This window comes from Bradyrhizobium sp., from assembly GCF_047605465.1.
GTDB lineage: Bacteria > Pseudomonadota > Alphaproteobacteria > Rhizobiales > Xanthobacteraceae > Bradyrhizobium.
This window is the reverse complement of sequence record NZ_JASGFS010000101.1, coordinates 1-14,917: the sequence shown is the minus strand read 5'-3', so window position 1 is coordinate 14,917 and position 14,917 is coordinate 1. Positions and strand designations below refer to the sequence as shown.

Below are 14,917 nucleotides of genomic sequence, written 5' to 3'. Positions count from 1 at the left end.
CCGGCCGCAAGCAGCGACGAGGATGACGAGGGCGCGCCCGCTATCGCCGCGAAGCCGGCCGCGCCGACCGTGGTCGCAGCCGCAGCCAAGCCCGCCGATCCGGTGCCGACGCCGCGTGCCAAGCCGCAGATCGCGGCCGCGCTGCAGCTGGCCTCGGCCGATGCGCAGATCGTCGCACCGGTCAGGCCGAAGCCCGCGCCCGAGGCTGACAAGCCCGCGGCTTCCGCCAAGCCGGAGACCCCGGCTGACATCATCAATGCCCGCGGCTTCTGGGACGCGATCCCGGCGACGCCGCAGCAGGCAACGCCGGCGCAGGTCGCCGCGCTGAAGGCGCGCCAGGCGCTCGCCGCCGCGACCGATCAGCAGCCGGCCGCAAGCATCTCGTCGGCGGCCTATCAGGCGCTGGCCTACGCGCCGGCGGCGGCCTCCCCCGTCGACCGCGCCAACGTCGTCGCCGCCTCGGCACCGATCCCGCGCGCCGCCCGTCCCGCACCCGCGACCCGCAGCCTCGCGCAGGCAACCGAAATCAACACCGTGGTCGGCAAGAGCACCAACGGCCTCGTCGCCACCGCGACCCGGCTCTCCGCGGCGAAGGGCGAGAGCATCTGGCTCAAGATCGTGATGCTGTCGCCGAGCGCCAGCCGCGCGATGTCTGTCACGCTGATGGGCGAACTCGACATGGCCGCGATGCGCGCCTATTTCGTGAAGCCGCAGGCCGTGATCGCCATGAGCTTCACCGACGATCCGACGCAGGGCCTGTCCTGCGACAGCTTCTCGGGCGCCGCCGCAGCCAAGCTCGAGACGACCTCGTTCGTCATGCGGACAGCCTCGCTGCGCTGACACGACGGCCTAAGCCGGGCGTTTGCGTCTCCGATCCAGATGATACGTCAATGCCAGCGACAGGCAGACCGATAGCGGCTGCTTCGACAGCCTGCCCGACACCGGCAGCAACAAGGCCCTGGTCTGGCGGTACTCGAACTCACCGGGAAAGCGCTCGCGGAACGTATCGATCAGCGTCGTCTTGCAGTTGAACAGGATGGCGGCGTGCTCGGAGTCCTTGAGACGGCCGAGCCTGATCGTGCTGCCGCTGCCGGTCTCATCGGTCAGATAGGCGGGCTCGCCCCATTTGAGCGTTTCGGTGATCCGGCCGACCTCATCCTGCGCGGCGGCAGTCGCGAAGATCAGCTCGCGCACCCAAAGCAGCCGCTTGCCGATCGGCGCAGGAAAAGCGGCGAAGGCACGGCTCACCTCGCGCGGCAGCGGCGGCGCAGTCATCGCGGTCTCCCTCGATGGACCCATAACAGCGGTGTGGCCCTGGCGACTGCCAGGACCGATGCCGCGGAAGCCATCGATGATGCGCGGTCATCAATCCCGCGCGACGATATTGCAGCTGCCGTCCCACGCAATGACCACGGCCCTGCGGCCATGCGTCCCGGCTCCGGCCGGGACGACAACGAGGCCTCAGAGCATTCCCAGCGCCTGCATGTAGGTCTCGAGGATGGTCTCGGCCTCGGCGCGCTCGTTCGGATCCTGCTTGCGCAGGCGCACGATGGTGCGCAGCGCCTTCACGTCGTAGCCGTTGCCCTTGCTCTCAGCATAGACGTCACGGATGTCGTCGGAGATCGCCTTCTTCTCTTCCTCCAGCCGCTCAATGCGCTCGATGATGGACTTGAGCTGGTCCTTGGCAAATTTCGTCGCGGGCTCGTCGTCGCGAACGGCGGCGGAGGTGGCCATCTTGTACTCCCAATGGAACTGGCAAATCGAGGTGACGCCGGCATCCTCACCGCGCGTGCTGCTTGACCCTTAGGGTTGGCGGCCCTCGCGTTCAAGGCAGCATCGCGCTCGTCCACAGCGCGCCCACATCTTCCTGCGGCGTCCGGAAGAAAGCTGTTGAGTGATGCGACTCAGAGGCCTCGCGGCGGACCAGGGACGCGACGGTTCAGTGTCCCGGATGGACCTTCTTCATCGCCTCGAGCTGCTCCGGCGTGGCCTTGCCCTGGTACTTTTCCTTCCAGGCGTCGTAGGGCATGCCGTAGACGGCTTCCCGGCTCTCATCCTTGCTCAGGGCAGCCCCTTGCGCATCGGCGGCGTCCTTGAGCCAGTTCGACAGGCAGTTGCGGCAGAAGCCCGCCAGATTCATCAGATCGATGTTCTGGACGTCCGTGCGCGTCCGCAGGTGCTCGACCAGGCGCCGGAAAGCGGCGGCCTCGAGCTCTGTTCTGGTTTTGTCGTCGATTGCCATAGCTCAATCCCCTGGCTCCGTTCCCGATGGCCGGTCACCCTTACGGGATCAGGTGGGGTCGTGTCACAGAATTTGCCACATCGCGGCGCAAACGGACCCTGGTCCCCCCGGGGACGGTTCCCGCCTCTACGCGAAATCGTCAATGATCTGATATAGCTTCCGCGACAATGATCGCCGAATCTCCCCGCTCACCCTTTCGCCTGCTCGCCCGGTTGGTCCCGGTGCTGGTGGTCGCGCTGCTGTGCCTCTGGAACAGCCCGGCCTCCGCCGATTTCCGGCTCTGCAACAACACCTCGAGCCGTGTCGGCATCGCGCTGGGCTACAAGGACGCCGACGGCTGGACCACCGAAGGCTGGTGGAACATCTCCTCCCGTTCCTGCGAGACGCTGCTGCGCGGCACGCTGGTCGCCCGCTACTATTACATCTACGCCATCGACTACGACCGCGGCGGCGAATGGTCCGGGCAGGCCTTCATGTGCTCGCGCGACAAGGAATTCACCATCCGCGGCACCGAGGACTGCCTGGCACGCGGCTACGACCGGACCGGCTTCTTCGAGGTCGACACCGGGGAGCAACGCGCCTGGACGGTGCAGCTCACCGACGCCAACGAGCAGCCATCGCAACAACGCGTACCTGGCTTGCCCGGTCCGGTCGGGCCTGGCGGGGTTCCCGGTTTGCCCAACGGCCCGCCCGGTGGTACGCCCCCCGCCGCGCCTGGCCTACCGCCGGCCGCCGCCCCACCACCTCCGTCTGGAAATAAGCCATGAGGCGTCTTCGCCGTATCAAGATTCTCGCGACGCTGGGGCCCGCCTCGTCAGACCTCGCGATGATCCGCCGCCTGTTCGAGGCCGGCGCCGATCTGTTCCGAATCAACATGAGCCACACCCCGCATGACAAGATGCGGGAGCTGGTGGCGACGATCCGCAACGTCGAAAGCAGCTACGGCCGTCCGATCGGCATCCTGGTCGATCTGCAGGGGCCGAAGCTCAGGCTGGGCTCGTTCGCGGAGGGCGCGGTGCAGCTGCAGAACGGCCAGACCTTCACGCTCGATTCCGACAAGACGCCGGGCGACGCCACGCGCGTCCAGCTGCCGCATCCGGAGATCCTGGCAGCGCTGCGGCCCGGCCACGCGCTGCTGCTCGACGACGGCAAGGTGCGGCTGATCGCCGAGGAGACCACGAAAGAGCACGCGGTGACGCGCGTCGTGGTCGGCGGCCGGATGTCCGACCGCAAGGGCGTCAGCCTGCCCGATACCGATCTGCCGGTCTCGGCGATGACGTCAAAGGACAAGGCCGATCTCGAGGCGGCGCTGACCACAGGCGTCGACTGGATCGCGCTGTCCTTCGTGCAGCGCGCCGACGACGTGATCGAGGCCAAGAAGATGATCCGCGGCCGCGCCGCGGTGATGGCGAAGATCGAGAAGCCGCAGGCGATCGACCGCCTCGCCGACATCATCGAGGCCTCCGATGCGCTGATGGTGGCGCGCGGCGATCTCGGCGTCGAGCTGCCGCTGGAGCGCGTGCCGAGCCTGCAGAAGCAGATGACGCGCATGGCGCGGCGCGCCGGCAAGCCGGTGGTGATCGCGACCCAGATGCTGGAATCGATGATCCAGTCGCCGGTGCCGACCCGCGCCGAGGTCTCCGACGTCGCCACCGCCGTCTATGAGGGCGCCGACGCCATCATGCTGTCGGCGGAATCGGCGGCCGGCAAATTCCCGGTCGAAGCGGTCTCGACGATGAATCGCATCGGCGAGGAAGTCGAACGCGATCCGACCTATCGCTCCGTCGTCGCGGCCCAGCGCCCGGCGCCCGAAGCGACCGCCGGCGATGCCATCGCCGACGCCGCGCGGCAGATAGCCGAGACGCTGGACCTGCCCGCCTTGATCTGCTGGACCAGTTCGGGCTCGACCGCCGTGCGCGTGGCACGCGAGCGGCCGAAGCCGCCGATCGTCGCCATCACCCCGAACATGACCGCCGGACGCCGGCTTGCCGTCGTCTGGGGCGTGCATTGCGTGGTGGCGGAGGATGCGCGCGACCAGGACGACATGGTCGGCCGCGCCGGCCAGATCGCGTTCCGCGACGGCTTCGTCCGGGCCGGCCAGCGCGTCATCATCGTCGCCGGCGTGCCGCTCGGCATCCCCGGCACCACCAACATGGTGCGCATCGCCTCGGTCGGTCCCGAGGGCGACGCGAACATGTGATTTTCGGCCGGCTCAGGCAAAACGGCGAAAACAACCCCATGCACAGTAGCCGGCGATGCCGGCCGGAATGCTGCGATTGCCAGAAAAGGCACGCCTCGACAACGAGCTGAGCGGAATCAGGCCCCGGCTTGTCGCAAGGCCATCGCGCGAGGCTTGAGGCTGCCTTCATGGTTCGCCCGGCGTGCCAGGCATCGTCCGCAGACGCCGCTGTGGCAGGCTCCGTCACGCATGAGGGTTTGATATCCGCGACACGGCCTTATCCCGGGCGTCTCGAAGGATGGCCGCAAGCGAGCCTCCCGCCACGGTCTTGAGAAGCGGCACCGTGGCCGCGCGCTCGTCGCGCCGTCAGGCTCCGACCAGCGCCTTCGTCGTCGGCAACAAGGTCTGCTGCACCACCAGGCCACGGGCGCGGGCGTCCATGACCCCGACGGCGCGCAGCGCCAGCAGCGTCACGGTCTGCACCGCATCGCGCATCCTGACGGGATCCTCGAGATTGTCGGGCGCGAGCGGTCCGACCAGGGCCTCGTGCAGCGCGCCGAGCAACGCGGTCGCGGCGAGCGCCGTGTCCTGTGCCGGCAGGTGACCGGCGCGCACGGCGGCGTCGATCCGGGCCGCGATCTCGCCCGCGATCTCGCGGCGGCTCGCAAGCCTGGAGGCGCTGACATCGACATCGACCGGCTCGGCCAGAATGCCCCAGGCCAGCCTGCGCTGCGACAGGGTATGGACGGCGACCGTCGTGACCGCGGCCGCCAGGGCCGAGGACGGCCCGGGCGCGGCATCGGCCGCCCGGCGGATCGCCGCCAGCTCGTCGCGCGAAACCTCCGCGATCAATTCCGAGATCAGTTCGGCCTTGGAGGGGAAATACCGGTAGACCGTCCCGGCCGCGACACTTGCCCGGATCGCGACCGGCGCGATCTGCACCGCCGCCATGCCGCCTTCGGCCGCCGCCTCGCGCGCCGCCGCGAGAATCGCGCTGCGTCGAGCCGCCAGGCGCTTAACCACTTGATGCGTCCGCCGATAGACCATGGCGCGCTTCCTGTCCCAAACGCCCGCCGCACGCCCTGCGGCCGAACGCTTCGTCACCCATTTTGCCGCAAATCGCCCCCAAGAACTGAACAACTATTCAGAGCGGATGACAAGCAGCAAATGTGCGGAGCATCACACCTGTAAAAGACGCAGCCATAAACACCTAAAAGTGCAGCGAATCAGTTCGCAAAAGGCTGACCAGACTTCTTACCGAGATCTTAAAGCGCCTCCGCAACTGTACCGCCGTACTCCTCGGTGCAGCATGCGCGATCTCGAAGCTCGAACCGCCTGGCAACTCTTCAATCTGAACTGGCTCCCCATCGCAGCCATGGGCAGCCTGCTCGCGCTCGGTCTTCACGCGACCGGCCTGAGGCTCGAGCCGGTCGCCTATGGCGTGACGCTCGCGATCGCCGCGCTGTTGGTCGCCATCGCCTATCGCCACCGGATCGCGAAGGGAGAGCTTGCAGATCCGAAGCTGCTGTTCTCGGTCGGCACGATCGGGCAGGTCATTCTCACCTGCGCCATCGTCGGACCGCTCAGCTATGTCGCGGGCAAGATGAACTGGCCGCTGCAGGACCACACGCTGCTTGCGATCGATCGTGCGCTCGGCCTCGATCCGGAACCGATCGCACGTTACGTCAACGACAATCCCTGGCTGGCGAAATGCCTCTCGCGCGGCTACGGACTGATCAAATGGCCGCTGCTCGGCATTCCCGTCGTGCTCGCATTGACGGCGCGCTACGTACGGCTGCAAGTGTTCATGCTCGCGATGAGCCTTGCGCTCGCTGTCACGCTCGCGATCTCGGCGATCGTGCCGGCGATCGGCACCTATTACGGCCTGCAAATCCCGGCCGCGCACTTCCCCGAGATCAACACATCGATCTATGCCGGGCAGTTGCGCGATATTCTGAACCTGCGCGACGGCAGCCTGAACGAGCTCCGCCTGTTCATGCTGTCAGGCATCGTCTCGTTTCCGAGCTTTCACGCGGCATCGGGTGTGCTCTACATGTGGGCGCTGTGGCCGGTGCGCGGCATCGGCGGCATCGCGGTTGCGCTCAACGTGCTGATGATCGCGGCGACGCCGGTGATCGGCGCGCACTACATCATCGACGTGGTCGGTGGCATCGCGGTCGCCGCGGTCTCGATCTGGGCGGCGAAGTCCTATCTCGCGTGGCTCGGCCACGCGCCGCCGGTGCCCGCGGAACCGACGCGATCGGCGGCCTGGCAGCCGAGCCTCGCGGAATAGAACACATCGAACGGAAGCGCGATCGGGCGTGTCGGCCTCACCTCCGCTCAGTGGCGGCCGTGAAATCCGCATCTCACGAGAACATCGCGGCAAGCTCGCCGGCAGCCATCCTTCCCCTCCCGCCTGCTGCGGGCCTGCAGGATGAGGTCGCGTTTCGTGGCGAGGTGCAAGGTCCTCATGATGGAAAGCCCAGGGCGGCCATCTCGAACCATGCAGTCCGACCACGGCTCTCTCAACATTTCATGAGAGGTGAAACTTCCGCACGCATCGCTTCAACCAGGATCATCTCCGATGATGCGATACGGCATCAGGGTCATTGCCGTCTTCCGCAACCGTCGTCCTGCGCAATGACGGTCTTGCGCAGCGACACTCTTGCGCAGTGACCGGCCCAAAGAAAAGAGCCCCGTCGAAGACGGGGCTCTTTCTATTCCTTGGTTCGTCCGGCCTTACTTGAGGCTGGTCGAGATCGAACCGAACTTGGTGTTCAGCGTGCTGCCGAGGTTGTTCACGACAGTGATGATCGCCAGCGCAATGCCGGCGGCGATCAGGCCGTATTCGATAGCGGTGGCGCCGGATTCATCCTTCGCGAAACGCGCAACGAGGTTCTTCATAGACTGCTCCAAAGAGTACACGTGGCTACAACTAGTCTGGTCTTTTCGGCTTCCCAGCGCCGCCCGACCATGGGGCTCAACGTAATTGCAAAGAATTGCGCCGCAGTTAATTCCACTGCGTAAACGTGATGCGATTTGCGTGTATTCGCCGATGGTAAACCGAAATCTAAAACAATCCGTTAAATTCAGGGGTATCTGAAACAGGCCCGTCTGCGGCGATTTACCCGAAGTTATGACCGGCATGTTCCAATGATGCAGGCTCGGGCAACCCGACAAGAACAAGCAGGACGACGAGGCGGCATGTCCCTTTCCTTCGCCAACAGCATCGCGATGCAGAGCCGCGCGCGTGCGCTGGTTCCATTGTGCGTCGGTGCCGGCGCGTATCTTTTCTTCCTCTATGTCGGCGACACTCTGCTGCAGGACTCCGACTCGTTCTGGCAGATCAAGATCGGGCAATGGATTCTCGATCATCATGCCCTCCCCTACACGGACTTCTATTCGTTCACGCGCCCCGGCGAGCCCTGGATCTCGACGTCGTGGCTGTCGCAGGTGTTGTTCGCCTTCGCCCATGCGCAATGGGACTGGGCGGGACCGGTGATCCTGACCGCGCTCGCGACCGCCCTTGCGGCGGGGATCCTCGTCGCGCTGCTCGACGCGCATCTCGAAATTCCGCGCGCGGTGCTGTTCGCGATGCTGGCGATTTTGCTGTCGCTGCATCACATCCTGGCGCGGCCCCACATCCTGGCGTTGCCCGTGATGGTCGCGTGGGTCGGCATGCTGATGGCGGCGGCCGATCGCAAGAGCACGCCGTCCTGGTATTGGCTGCCGCTGATGTCGCTGTGGTCGAACCTGCATGGCGGCTTCGTGCTGGGACTGGCGCTGATCGGCCCGATGTCGCTGGTGGCGATCTGGGGCCTGGAATCGCGCAGGCAGGTCCGGCTGCTGCTGAGCTGGTTCCTGTTCGGCGTCGCCGCGCTCGCCGCGAGCTGCGTCACGCCCTACGGCTGGCGCACATTGCAGGGCGCGACCAACATCCTCAATCTCGGCGAACTGCTCTCGGTCATCTCGGAATGGATGCCGGCGAATTTCTCCTCCTTCACCTCATTCGAAGGTGCGGTGCTCGGCCTGATCGCGATCGGCCTCTATCGTGGCCTCACGCTCTCGCCGCCGCGCATCCTGCTGATCCTGCTGCTGACCTGGATGGCCCTCACCCATGTCAGGAGCGTCGAGGCGTTCGCCTTCCTGGTGCCGCTGGTGCTGGCGAAGCCGCTCGGCGAGAAGTCCCCGCTGCCTCGCGCCGATGCGCAAGGCGTTGAGAGCAGCTGGCCCGCCCGCTACGTCACCGCGACGGGCGCGCTGATGATCGCGGTCGCGGCCTGGACCTCGACCTCGATCTACATGTCGCATCACCGCTTCACCTTCACGATGGCGCAGACGCCGGTTGCCGCCGTCGACCTGCTGCAGCAGCGCAAGGCACAGCGCATCTTCAACGCCTACCAGTTCGGCGGCTATCTGATCGCGCGCGACGTCCCGGTCTTCGTCGACGGCCGCGCCGAGCTCTACGGCGAGAAGTTCGTCATGGACTTCTTCAACGCGACGGAGGGCAGGAAGCCGGAGCTGCTTCCGCGCCTGCTCGACGAATACAAGATCGACGCGACGGTTCTCGTCGCCGATGCGCCGGGCCCGCAGATCCTCGACCACCTCAAGGGCTGGAAGCGGATCTACACGGACGGCGTCGCGGCGGTCCATGTGCGCGACACGACGGACGGCGCGGGCGACGCCTCGAAGTGAGGGCTTGGAGCAAACTCGACCCGGCCAAGCAGCCGTCTCGCCGCCTGCCGACGGCAGGCAGCGAACAACGGCAGTTTGCGGTGCTTCACCCCTGCGTCTAGCCCTCGGGCAGCGTGACGCCCGTCAGCTTTGCAAGCTTGTCGATGAGCGCGTCCTGAAAATCAGGGTTGGTCGCCTCGTCGGCCGGCTGCTGCTGCCGAAGATGATGCCAGTAGCCACCGCTGACCAATGCCTTGGGATCGTCGCTCACGGCCAGCCATGCCTGGGTCTGCCGACCGGTATCGATGTCGACCGGAGCGCCCGACCCACCCATTTTCGTTCGTACCCAGCCGGGATCGACGGCGTTGCTCAAGACCTGCGGCCAGCGCCGTGCCAGCGCGAGAGCCAGAGCCACCACTTGCAGCTTGCTCTCCGCATAGGCCTTTGCCGCATCCCAGGCCCTCGTCGTCCAATCGAGGTCGGACAGCGACCCCTCGCCGCCGCGGTGAAGACCGCTGCTGAGATACACCAGCCGGCGCGGACGCTCGACGAGCGCCGTCAGCAGGTACGGCGCCAGCGTGTTGATCGCCAGGGTGACGGCATGGCCTTCCGGCGTCGAGCCGCGGCTCGGCTGCGTGTAGATGCCCGCATTGTGGATGATCGCGTCCATGCGCCCGATCGCATTGACCTGGTCCGCGACGCGCTTCGTTTCCGCCGCGCTCTGCAGATCTCCGACCACGACCCGCGCGGAGCGTGAGGCGATTTCGCCGAGCGCTGCGGCCCGATCGGCCGAGCGCGCGTGCAGCACCACCCGGTGACCTTGATCGAGAAGCGATTCCGCGGCTGCCCGGCCGAGACCGTCCGTGCTGCCAGTGATGAAAATGATCGCCATGTCCGGCTCCTGAAGCTTCGAGTTACTTTACGACCACGTGGCGCCTGCGGCCGAACGAAATCCTGATTGGCAGCGCCCGCGGGGACACTACCAGATCGACGTCCTGCACGACGTTTCCATTCAACTTGACGCCGCAACCCGAAATCGCCCTTCGTGCCTCGCCCTTGGAGGCGGTGAGCCTCGCGCGAACCATCAGGTCGACAAGCGCAATTTCGCGGCCGTGTTCCACATGGCTCAGTTCCAGCGTCGGCAAGCCTTCTGCCGCCCCGTGCTGGCCGAACGCTTGCCTTGCCGTGGCTTCCGCGCGCCTCGCGGCGCCGGCGCCGTGCACGAGAGCCGTGGCTTCGTCGGCGAGGCGCTGCTTGAGCGCATTGAGCTCGGAGCCTGTTGCGCCGGCGAGTTGTTCGATCTCGGCCATCGGCAGGTCCGTGAACAGTTTCAGGAACCGGACGACGTCGGCGTCCTCCGTGTTGCGCCAGAATTGCCAGTAGTCGTATGGCGACAGGCGATCCGCGTTCAGCCACACGGCGCCGGCCGCGGTCTTGCCCATCTTGGCGCCCGACGCAGTCGTCAGAAGCGGAGCGGTCATGCCGAAGGCCTGCTTTCCGTCCATTCGCCGTATCAGCTCGACGCCGTTGATGATGTTTCCCCACTGGTCTGCTCCGCCCATCTGCAAGCGGCAATCGGCGCGGCGGGACAATTCTAGGAAATCGAGCGCCTGGAGGATCATGTAGTTGAACTCCAGGAAGGTCAGGTTCTCCTGCTTCTCCAGCCTCGATTTGACGCTGTCGAACGAGAGCATCCGGCTGATGGAGAAGTGCCGGCCGACATCCCTCAGCATGTCGATCCAGCCGACACGGTCCAGCCAGTCGGCATTGTTGACCAGGATGGCGTCCGCCGGACCGTCACCGAAGTGCAAGAGACGCTCGAAGACCTTTCGGATGCCGGCGATGTTCGCGGCGATCTGCTCGTCCGTCAGCATCGGCCGCGCGTCCGCGCGGAAGCTGGGATCGCCGATCCGGGTGGTGCCGCCGCCGATCAGAACGATCGGCTTGTGTCCCGCCTGCTGAAGCCGGCGAAGCGTCATGATCGGCATGAGGTGGCCGACATGGAGGCTGTCCGCCGTGGCATCGAAGCCGACATAGGCGGGAACGACGCCCGCACGGAAGGCGGTGTCCATGCCGGCAAGGCTGGTCGCTTGATTGACGTAGCCGCGTTCGATCAGCGTTCTCAGGACCTGAGAACGCGGCTCGAATTGATCGGTTGCGGCATCGGACATCGTCATCGGAATTCTCCAGGCATTTGCCGCCAGGAGGCCTCCGAAATGAACAAAGCCGCCTGACGGCGGCTTGTTTCAAGGCATGATCGAAACGCGCCGCTCCCTATGGAAACGTCGCATAATAGGTTGCAGCGGTGAGCGCGATCTTGATCATGCGAGGGGTCATAACGGACTTTTGCCGGTCATGCAACGCTCAAGTCCGGATGACGCATGGGCGCATCGGGCATCAATTCCCGGTCTGCAAGTCGCCGAAGCGCTCCCAGCTCCTGCCGTTGAAGCGCATGAACTGCATCTGGTCGACCGGCACGTGATCGGTCGCGCTGGTATTGATCTTGATGCCGGGCAGCAGCATCGGAAGTTCGAGGTCGCGGATCGAGAAGGCGTGCTTGAGGATGTTCTCGGTCGAGAGATCGTCGCCGCATGCCTTCAGCACCGCTTCCAGCGCCATCGCGCTGTTGTAGGCATTGACGTAGTTGGTGTCGTGCTGGTCGGCCTCAGGCACGTACTTCGTCATGAACTCGCGCCAGCCCTTGACGCCCGGATCGTCCTTCCAGGCGGGATCGTCGGGATCCTTCACATAGGCGGTCGAGAGAATGCCGGTGCCGGCTTCCAGTCCCGCAGGCTCCATCACGGCCGAGACCCACACCGCGACGTTGGACAGGAACGTCATCGGACGCCAGCCGATCTCAAAGGATTTCCGGATCGCCTGTGCCGCGAATTTCGGCGTCGCCGCGATCACGAAGACGTCGGCGCCGGACGCTTTCAGCTTCACGATCTGGGAGTCGATGGTCGGATCCTGCACCTCGTAGGTCGCACCGGTGACGACCGCATCATATTTCTCGCCGAGCACGTCCTTCAGGCCCGCGAGATAATCGCGGCCGTAGTCGTCGTTCTGCGAGATCACCGCGAATTTCGCGTTCGGGTTCTTCGCCAGCGCATAGCGCGCGTAGAGCCTCGCCTCGTAGCGGAACGGCGCCTGCACGCCCATGGTCGCCTGCGGATATTGCGCGATGTCGGCGAATTTCGAGGCGCCGGAGCCGATGAAGAGCTGCGGCACGCTCTTGGACTGCAGGTATTTCGCGATCGCCGTGTTGTGGGCGGTGCCGATCGACGAGAAGATCAGCGCGACCTCGTCGCTCTCCACCAGCCGGCGCGTCTGCTCGACCGATTTCGGCGGCGCATAGCTGTCGTCGAGCGAGATCAGATTGACCTTGCGCCCGTTGATGCCGCCCTTCTCGTTCAGCATCTTGAAATAGCCGACCTCGCCCTTGCCGAGCGCGCCGAAGGCGGAGACCGGCCCGCTATAGGGCATGGTCTGGCCGATCCTGATTTCGCTCGCGGTGACGCCGCGCATCTCGGCTGCGATCGACGTGACAGGCAACAGCAGGATCGAAACGGCGCCGAGCGCGCCGAATGCCGCCGCAAAGCGCATCGGTCTTTCCTCCCCCTCATGTTGGCGCGGTCGTGCCGTGCCCTTATTTGAAGGCAGCATGCCATGACATCGCGGCGGACTCCAACCATTATCGGGAGGCAGTCGCGGGCTTGGCGAGGCCAAACGCTGCGTCCGATTGTCCAACAGGAAGCCGCATTATGCCGGTTCGCACTCTCTTCATCGCGCTTCTCGTCACGGTTTCGATCACGGCTGCACGCGCGGCCCCGCCATGGCTGAGCCTGCCGCCGACGCCGACCTTGCCGAAGGCGACGCAGAGCGGCGTCGCGCCCGTCAACGGCGTCAGGATCTGGTACGCCGTGTTCGGCCACGGCCAGCCCGTCATCATGCTGCATGGCGGCCTTGCCAACGCCAATTACTGGGGCCATCAGGTCCGCGCGCTGCAACGACACTACCGGGTCATCGTGATGGAGAGCCGCGGGCACGGGCGCAGCAGCCGCAATCAGGAGCCGTTCGGCTACGACCTGATGGCCTCCGACGTGGTCGGGCTGCTCGACCATCTCAAGATCGGCAAGGCCGCGATCGTGGGCTGGAGCGACGGCGCGATCATCGGCCTCGACATCGCGATGAAGCACCCGGAGCGCGTGAGCAGGCTGTTCGCCTTTGCCGCGAACTCGGACCCGTCCGGTGTCGCCGACATAGCGTCGAGCGACGTCTTCAACGCCTACATCGCCAGGGCGGGCGAGGAGTACAAGCGCCTGTCGCCGACCCCGTCGGAGTACAAGAGCTTCGTCGCCGACATCACCAGGATGTGGGAGAGCCAGCCGAAATGGACGGCCTCGGATCTTGCGGCCATCAAGGTCCCGACCTGGATCGTGGACGGCGACCACGACGAGGCGATCAAGCGCGAGAACACCGAGTTCATGGCGGCGAGCATTCCGGGGGCCGGCCTGCTGATCCAGCCGGAGGTCAGCCACTTCTCCTTCCTGCAAGACCCGGAGCAATTTTCAGACGACGTGCTGCGTTTCCTCGCGCGCGGCGAGGAGAAGCCGGCAGCCGCAGCGAAGTGAAGGCAGCGAGGATGGGCAAGGCGTCGGCGCGCACCGCGTCGGCTGCGGCCGGCGGCAAACGGTGAGCACGGCGCAGGAGCGCCTCTGCCCTCTGGCGAAGCCGGTGCGTGCACGCGCGAGTGCATCAGTTGTCGTCATAGCGAGCGCAGCGAAGCAATCCACGATCACGCCGCGGACACGGTCTGGATTGCTTCGCCGAGCATGTCACCGGGCCGCGCTTCGCGCCGACCCATTCGCCCGCACGAATGAAGGCCCCCGCAATGTCCGCGCAGGCAACAAAAAACGCGGCGTTTCCGCCGCGTTCTTCAATTCATGTCTGGCTGCCGGCCTTACGACTGCGGCTGCGGCTCCAGGCCGGGATCCGGGTCGGGACGCGGGCGCGACTTGCCGGCCGGCGGCACGGCGGAGGCGCGCGGCGTGGTCGGCTCGAGCACGGACTCGCGGTTCGGCTTCTTGCCCTTGAGCAGATCGACGATCTCGTCGCCGGACAGCGTTTCGAATTCGAGCAGACCCTTGGCCAGGGCCTCGAGGTCGGCATGCTTCTCGGTGAGGATGCGGGTCGCTTCCTTGTAGCCTTCCTCGACCAGGCGCCTGATCTCGGAGTCGATCTTCTGGACCGTGGCCTCGGAAGCGTTCTGCGTCCGCGACACCGACATGCCCAGGAACACCTCGTCCTGGTTCTCGCCATAGGAGACGGTGCCGAGCTCTTCCGACAGGCCCCAGCGCGTCACCATCATCCGGGCAAGCCGGGTGGCCTGCTCGATGTCGGAGGCGGCGCCCGAGGTCACCTTCTCGCGGCCGAAGATCAGCTCTTCGGCGACGCGGCCGCCCATCATGATGGCGAGGCGCGAGGTCATCTGCTCCAGCGACATCGACAGCTTGTCCCGCTCGGGAAGCTGCATGACCATGCCCAGCGCGCGGCCGCGCGGGATGATCGTCGCCTTGTGGATCGGATCAGTCGCAGGCACGTTGAGGCCGACGATGGCGTGGCCGCCCTCGTGATAGGCCGTCAGCAGCTTCTCTTCCTCGGTCATGACGAGCGACTTGCGCTCGGCGCCCATCATCACCTTGTCCTTGGCTTCTTCGAACTCGGCCTGGGTCACCATCCGCTTGTTGCGGCGGGCGGCGGTCAGGGCGGCTTCGTTGACGAGGTTCATCAGGTCGGCGCCGGAGAAGCCCGGGGTGCCGCGC

General features: G+C 65.9%; 13 protein-coding genes and 2 pseudogenes. 6 read left to right on the top strand and 9 right to left on the bottom strand.

The annotated features are described in order from the left end of the window. A pseudogene (locus tag QM712_RS34960) lies at window positions 1-840 on the top strand (ATP-binding protein); the annotation flags it as partial. 9 nt (window positions 841-849) lie between these two features. Here QM712_RS34960 and QM712_RS34955 read toward each other — a convergent pair. From QM712_RS34955 to QM712_RS34945, 3 genes are all read right to left on the bottom strand, one after another. Beyond that, on the bottom strand, window positions 850-1,275 hold the full coding sequence (locus QM712_RS34955; RefSeq protein ID WP_415027708.1) for a DUF1801 domain-containing protein: 426 nt from the start codon (window positions 1,273-1,275) through the stop codon (window positions 850-852). Between the two features lie 186 nt (window positions 1,276-1,461). Then, window positions 1,462-1,734 (bottom strand): DUF2312 domain-containing protein, encoded by a 273-nt coding sequence (locus tag QM712_RS34950; RefSeq protein ID WP_018641571.1) that lies wholly within the window; start codon window positions 1,732-1,734, stop codon window positions 1,462-1,464. A gap of 205 nt (window positions 1,735-1,939) precedes the next feature. After that, the gene (locus QM712_RS34945; RefSeq protein ID WP_415027707.1) at window positions 1,940-2,242 is read right to left on the bottom strand and encodes a DUF1244 domain-containing protein; all 303 of its coding nucleotides are present in this window, start codon (window positions 2,240-2,242) and stop codon (window positions 1,940-1,942) included. Window positions 2,243-2,409: 167 nt separating this feature from the next. Between QM712_RS34945 and QM712_RS34940 the strand changes: the two genes are divergently transcribed. Together QM712_RS34940 and pyk are read left to right on the top strand one after the other, a co-directional pair. Further along, window positions 2,410-3,009, top strand: coding sequence for a DUF1036 domain-containing protein (locus QM712_RS34940; RefSeq protein WP_415027706.1), 600 nt, complete (start codon window positions 2,410-2,412; stop codon window positions 3,007-3,009). Next, window positions 3,006-4,442 (top strand): pyruvate kinase, encoded by a 1,437-nt coding sequence (gene pyk, locus QM712_RS34935; RefSeq protein ID WP_415027705.1) that lies wholly within the window; start codon window positions 3,006-3,008, stop codon window positions 4,440-4,442. Before QM712_RS34940 ends, pyk begins: the two co-directional genes overlap by 4 nt. 345 nt (window positions 4,443-4,787) lie before the next feature. On the opposite strand, the gene QM712_RS34930 is transcribed toward pyk, so the two are convergent. After that, a complete protein-coding gene (locus QM712_RS34930) occupies window positions 4,788-5,468 on the bottom strand; it encodes a TetR family transcriptional regulator (RefSeq protein WP_415027704.1) in 681 nt (226 codons plus the stop codon). Between the two features lie 262 nt (window positions 5,469-5,730). Between QM712_RS34930 and QM712_RS34925 the strand changes: the two genes are divergently transcribed. After that, complete coding sequence (locus QM712_RS34925; RefSeq protein ID WP_415027703.1) at window positions 5,731-6,714, top strand: phosphatase PAP2 family protein; 984 nt, start codon at window positions 5,731-5,733, stop codon at window positions 6,712-6,714. Between the two features lie 446 nt (window positions 6,715-7,160). On the opposite strand, the gene QM712_RS34920 is transcribed toward QM712_RS34925, so the two are convergent. Continuing rightward, entirely contained in the window at window positions 7,161-7,325 is a 165-nt protein-coding gene (locus QM712_RS34920; RefSeq protein ID WP_415027702.1) for a Flp family type IVb pilin, read from the bottom strand. Window positions 7,326-7,625: 300 nt separating this feature from the next. Here QM712_RS34920 and QM712_RS34915 point away from each other — a divergent pair, with 300 nt between their 5' ends. Further along, the gene (locus QM712_RS34915; RefSeq protein ID WP_415027701.1) at window positions 7,626-9,116 is read left to right on the top strand and encodes a hypothetical protein; all 1,491 of its coding nucleotides are present in this window, start codon (window positions 7,626-7,628) and stop codon (window positions 9,114-9,116) included. 97 nt (window positions 9,117-9,213) lie between these two features. On the opposite strand, the gene QM712_RS34910 is transcribed toward QM712_RS34915, so the two are convergent. From QM712_RS34910 to QM712_RS34900, 3 genes are all read right to left on the bottom strand, one after another. Next, window positions 9,214-9,987, bottom strand: a complete 774-nt coding sequence (locus QM712_RS34910; RefSeq protein WP_415027700.1) for an SDR family NAD(P)-dependent oxidoreductase — start codon at window positions 9,985-9,987, stop codon at window positions 9,214-9,216. Between the two features lie 22 nt (window positions 9,988-10,009). Next, window positions 10,010-11,272 carry a tyrosine--tRNA ligase gene (gene tyrS / locus QM712_RS34905; protein ID WP_415027699.1) on the bottom strand — a complete coding sequence of 421 codons (1,263 nt, stop codon included), beginning with the start codon at window positions 11,270-11,272 and terminating at the stop codon, window positions 10,010-10,012. A 220-nt stretch (window positions 11,273-11,492) separates the two neighbouring features. Beyond that, window positions 11,493-12,698 (bottom strand): ABC transporter substrate-binding protein, encoded by a 1,206-nt coding sequence (locus QM712_RS34900; protein WP_415027698.1) that lies wholly within the window; start codon window positions 12,696-12,698, stop codon window positions 11,493-11,495. A 158-nt stretch (window positions 12,699-12,856) separates the two neighbouring features. On the opposite strand from QM712_RS34900, the gene QM712_RS34895 reads away from it, so the two are divergent. Beyond that, window positions 12,857-13,726 (top strand): alpha/beta fold hydrolase, encoded by an 870-nt coding sequence (locus tag QM712_RS34895; RefSeq protein WP_415027697.1) that lies wholly within the window; start codon window positions 12,857-12,859, stop codon window positions 13,724-13,726. Window positions 13,727-14,055: 329 nt separating this feature from the next. Here the strand turns inward: QM712_RS34895 and QM712_RS34890 are convergent. Then, window positions 14,056-14,917 (bottom strand): annotated as a pseudogene (locus tag QM712_RS34890) (cell division protein FtsH); the annotation flags it as partial.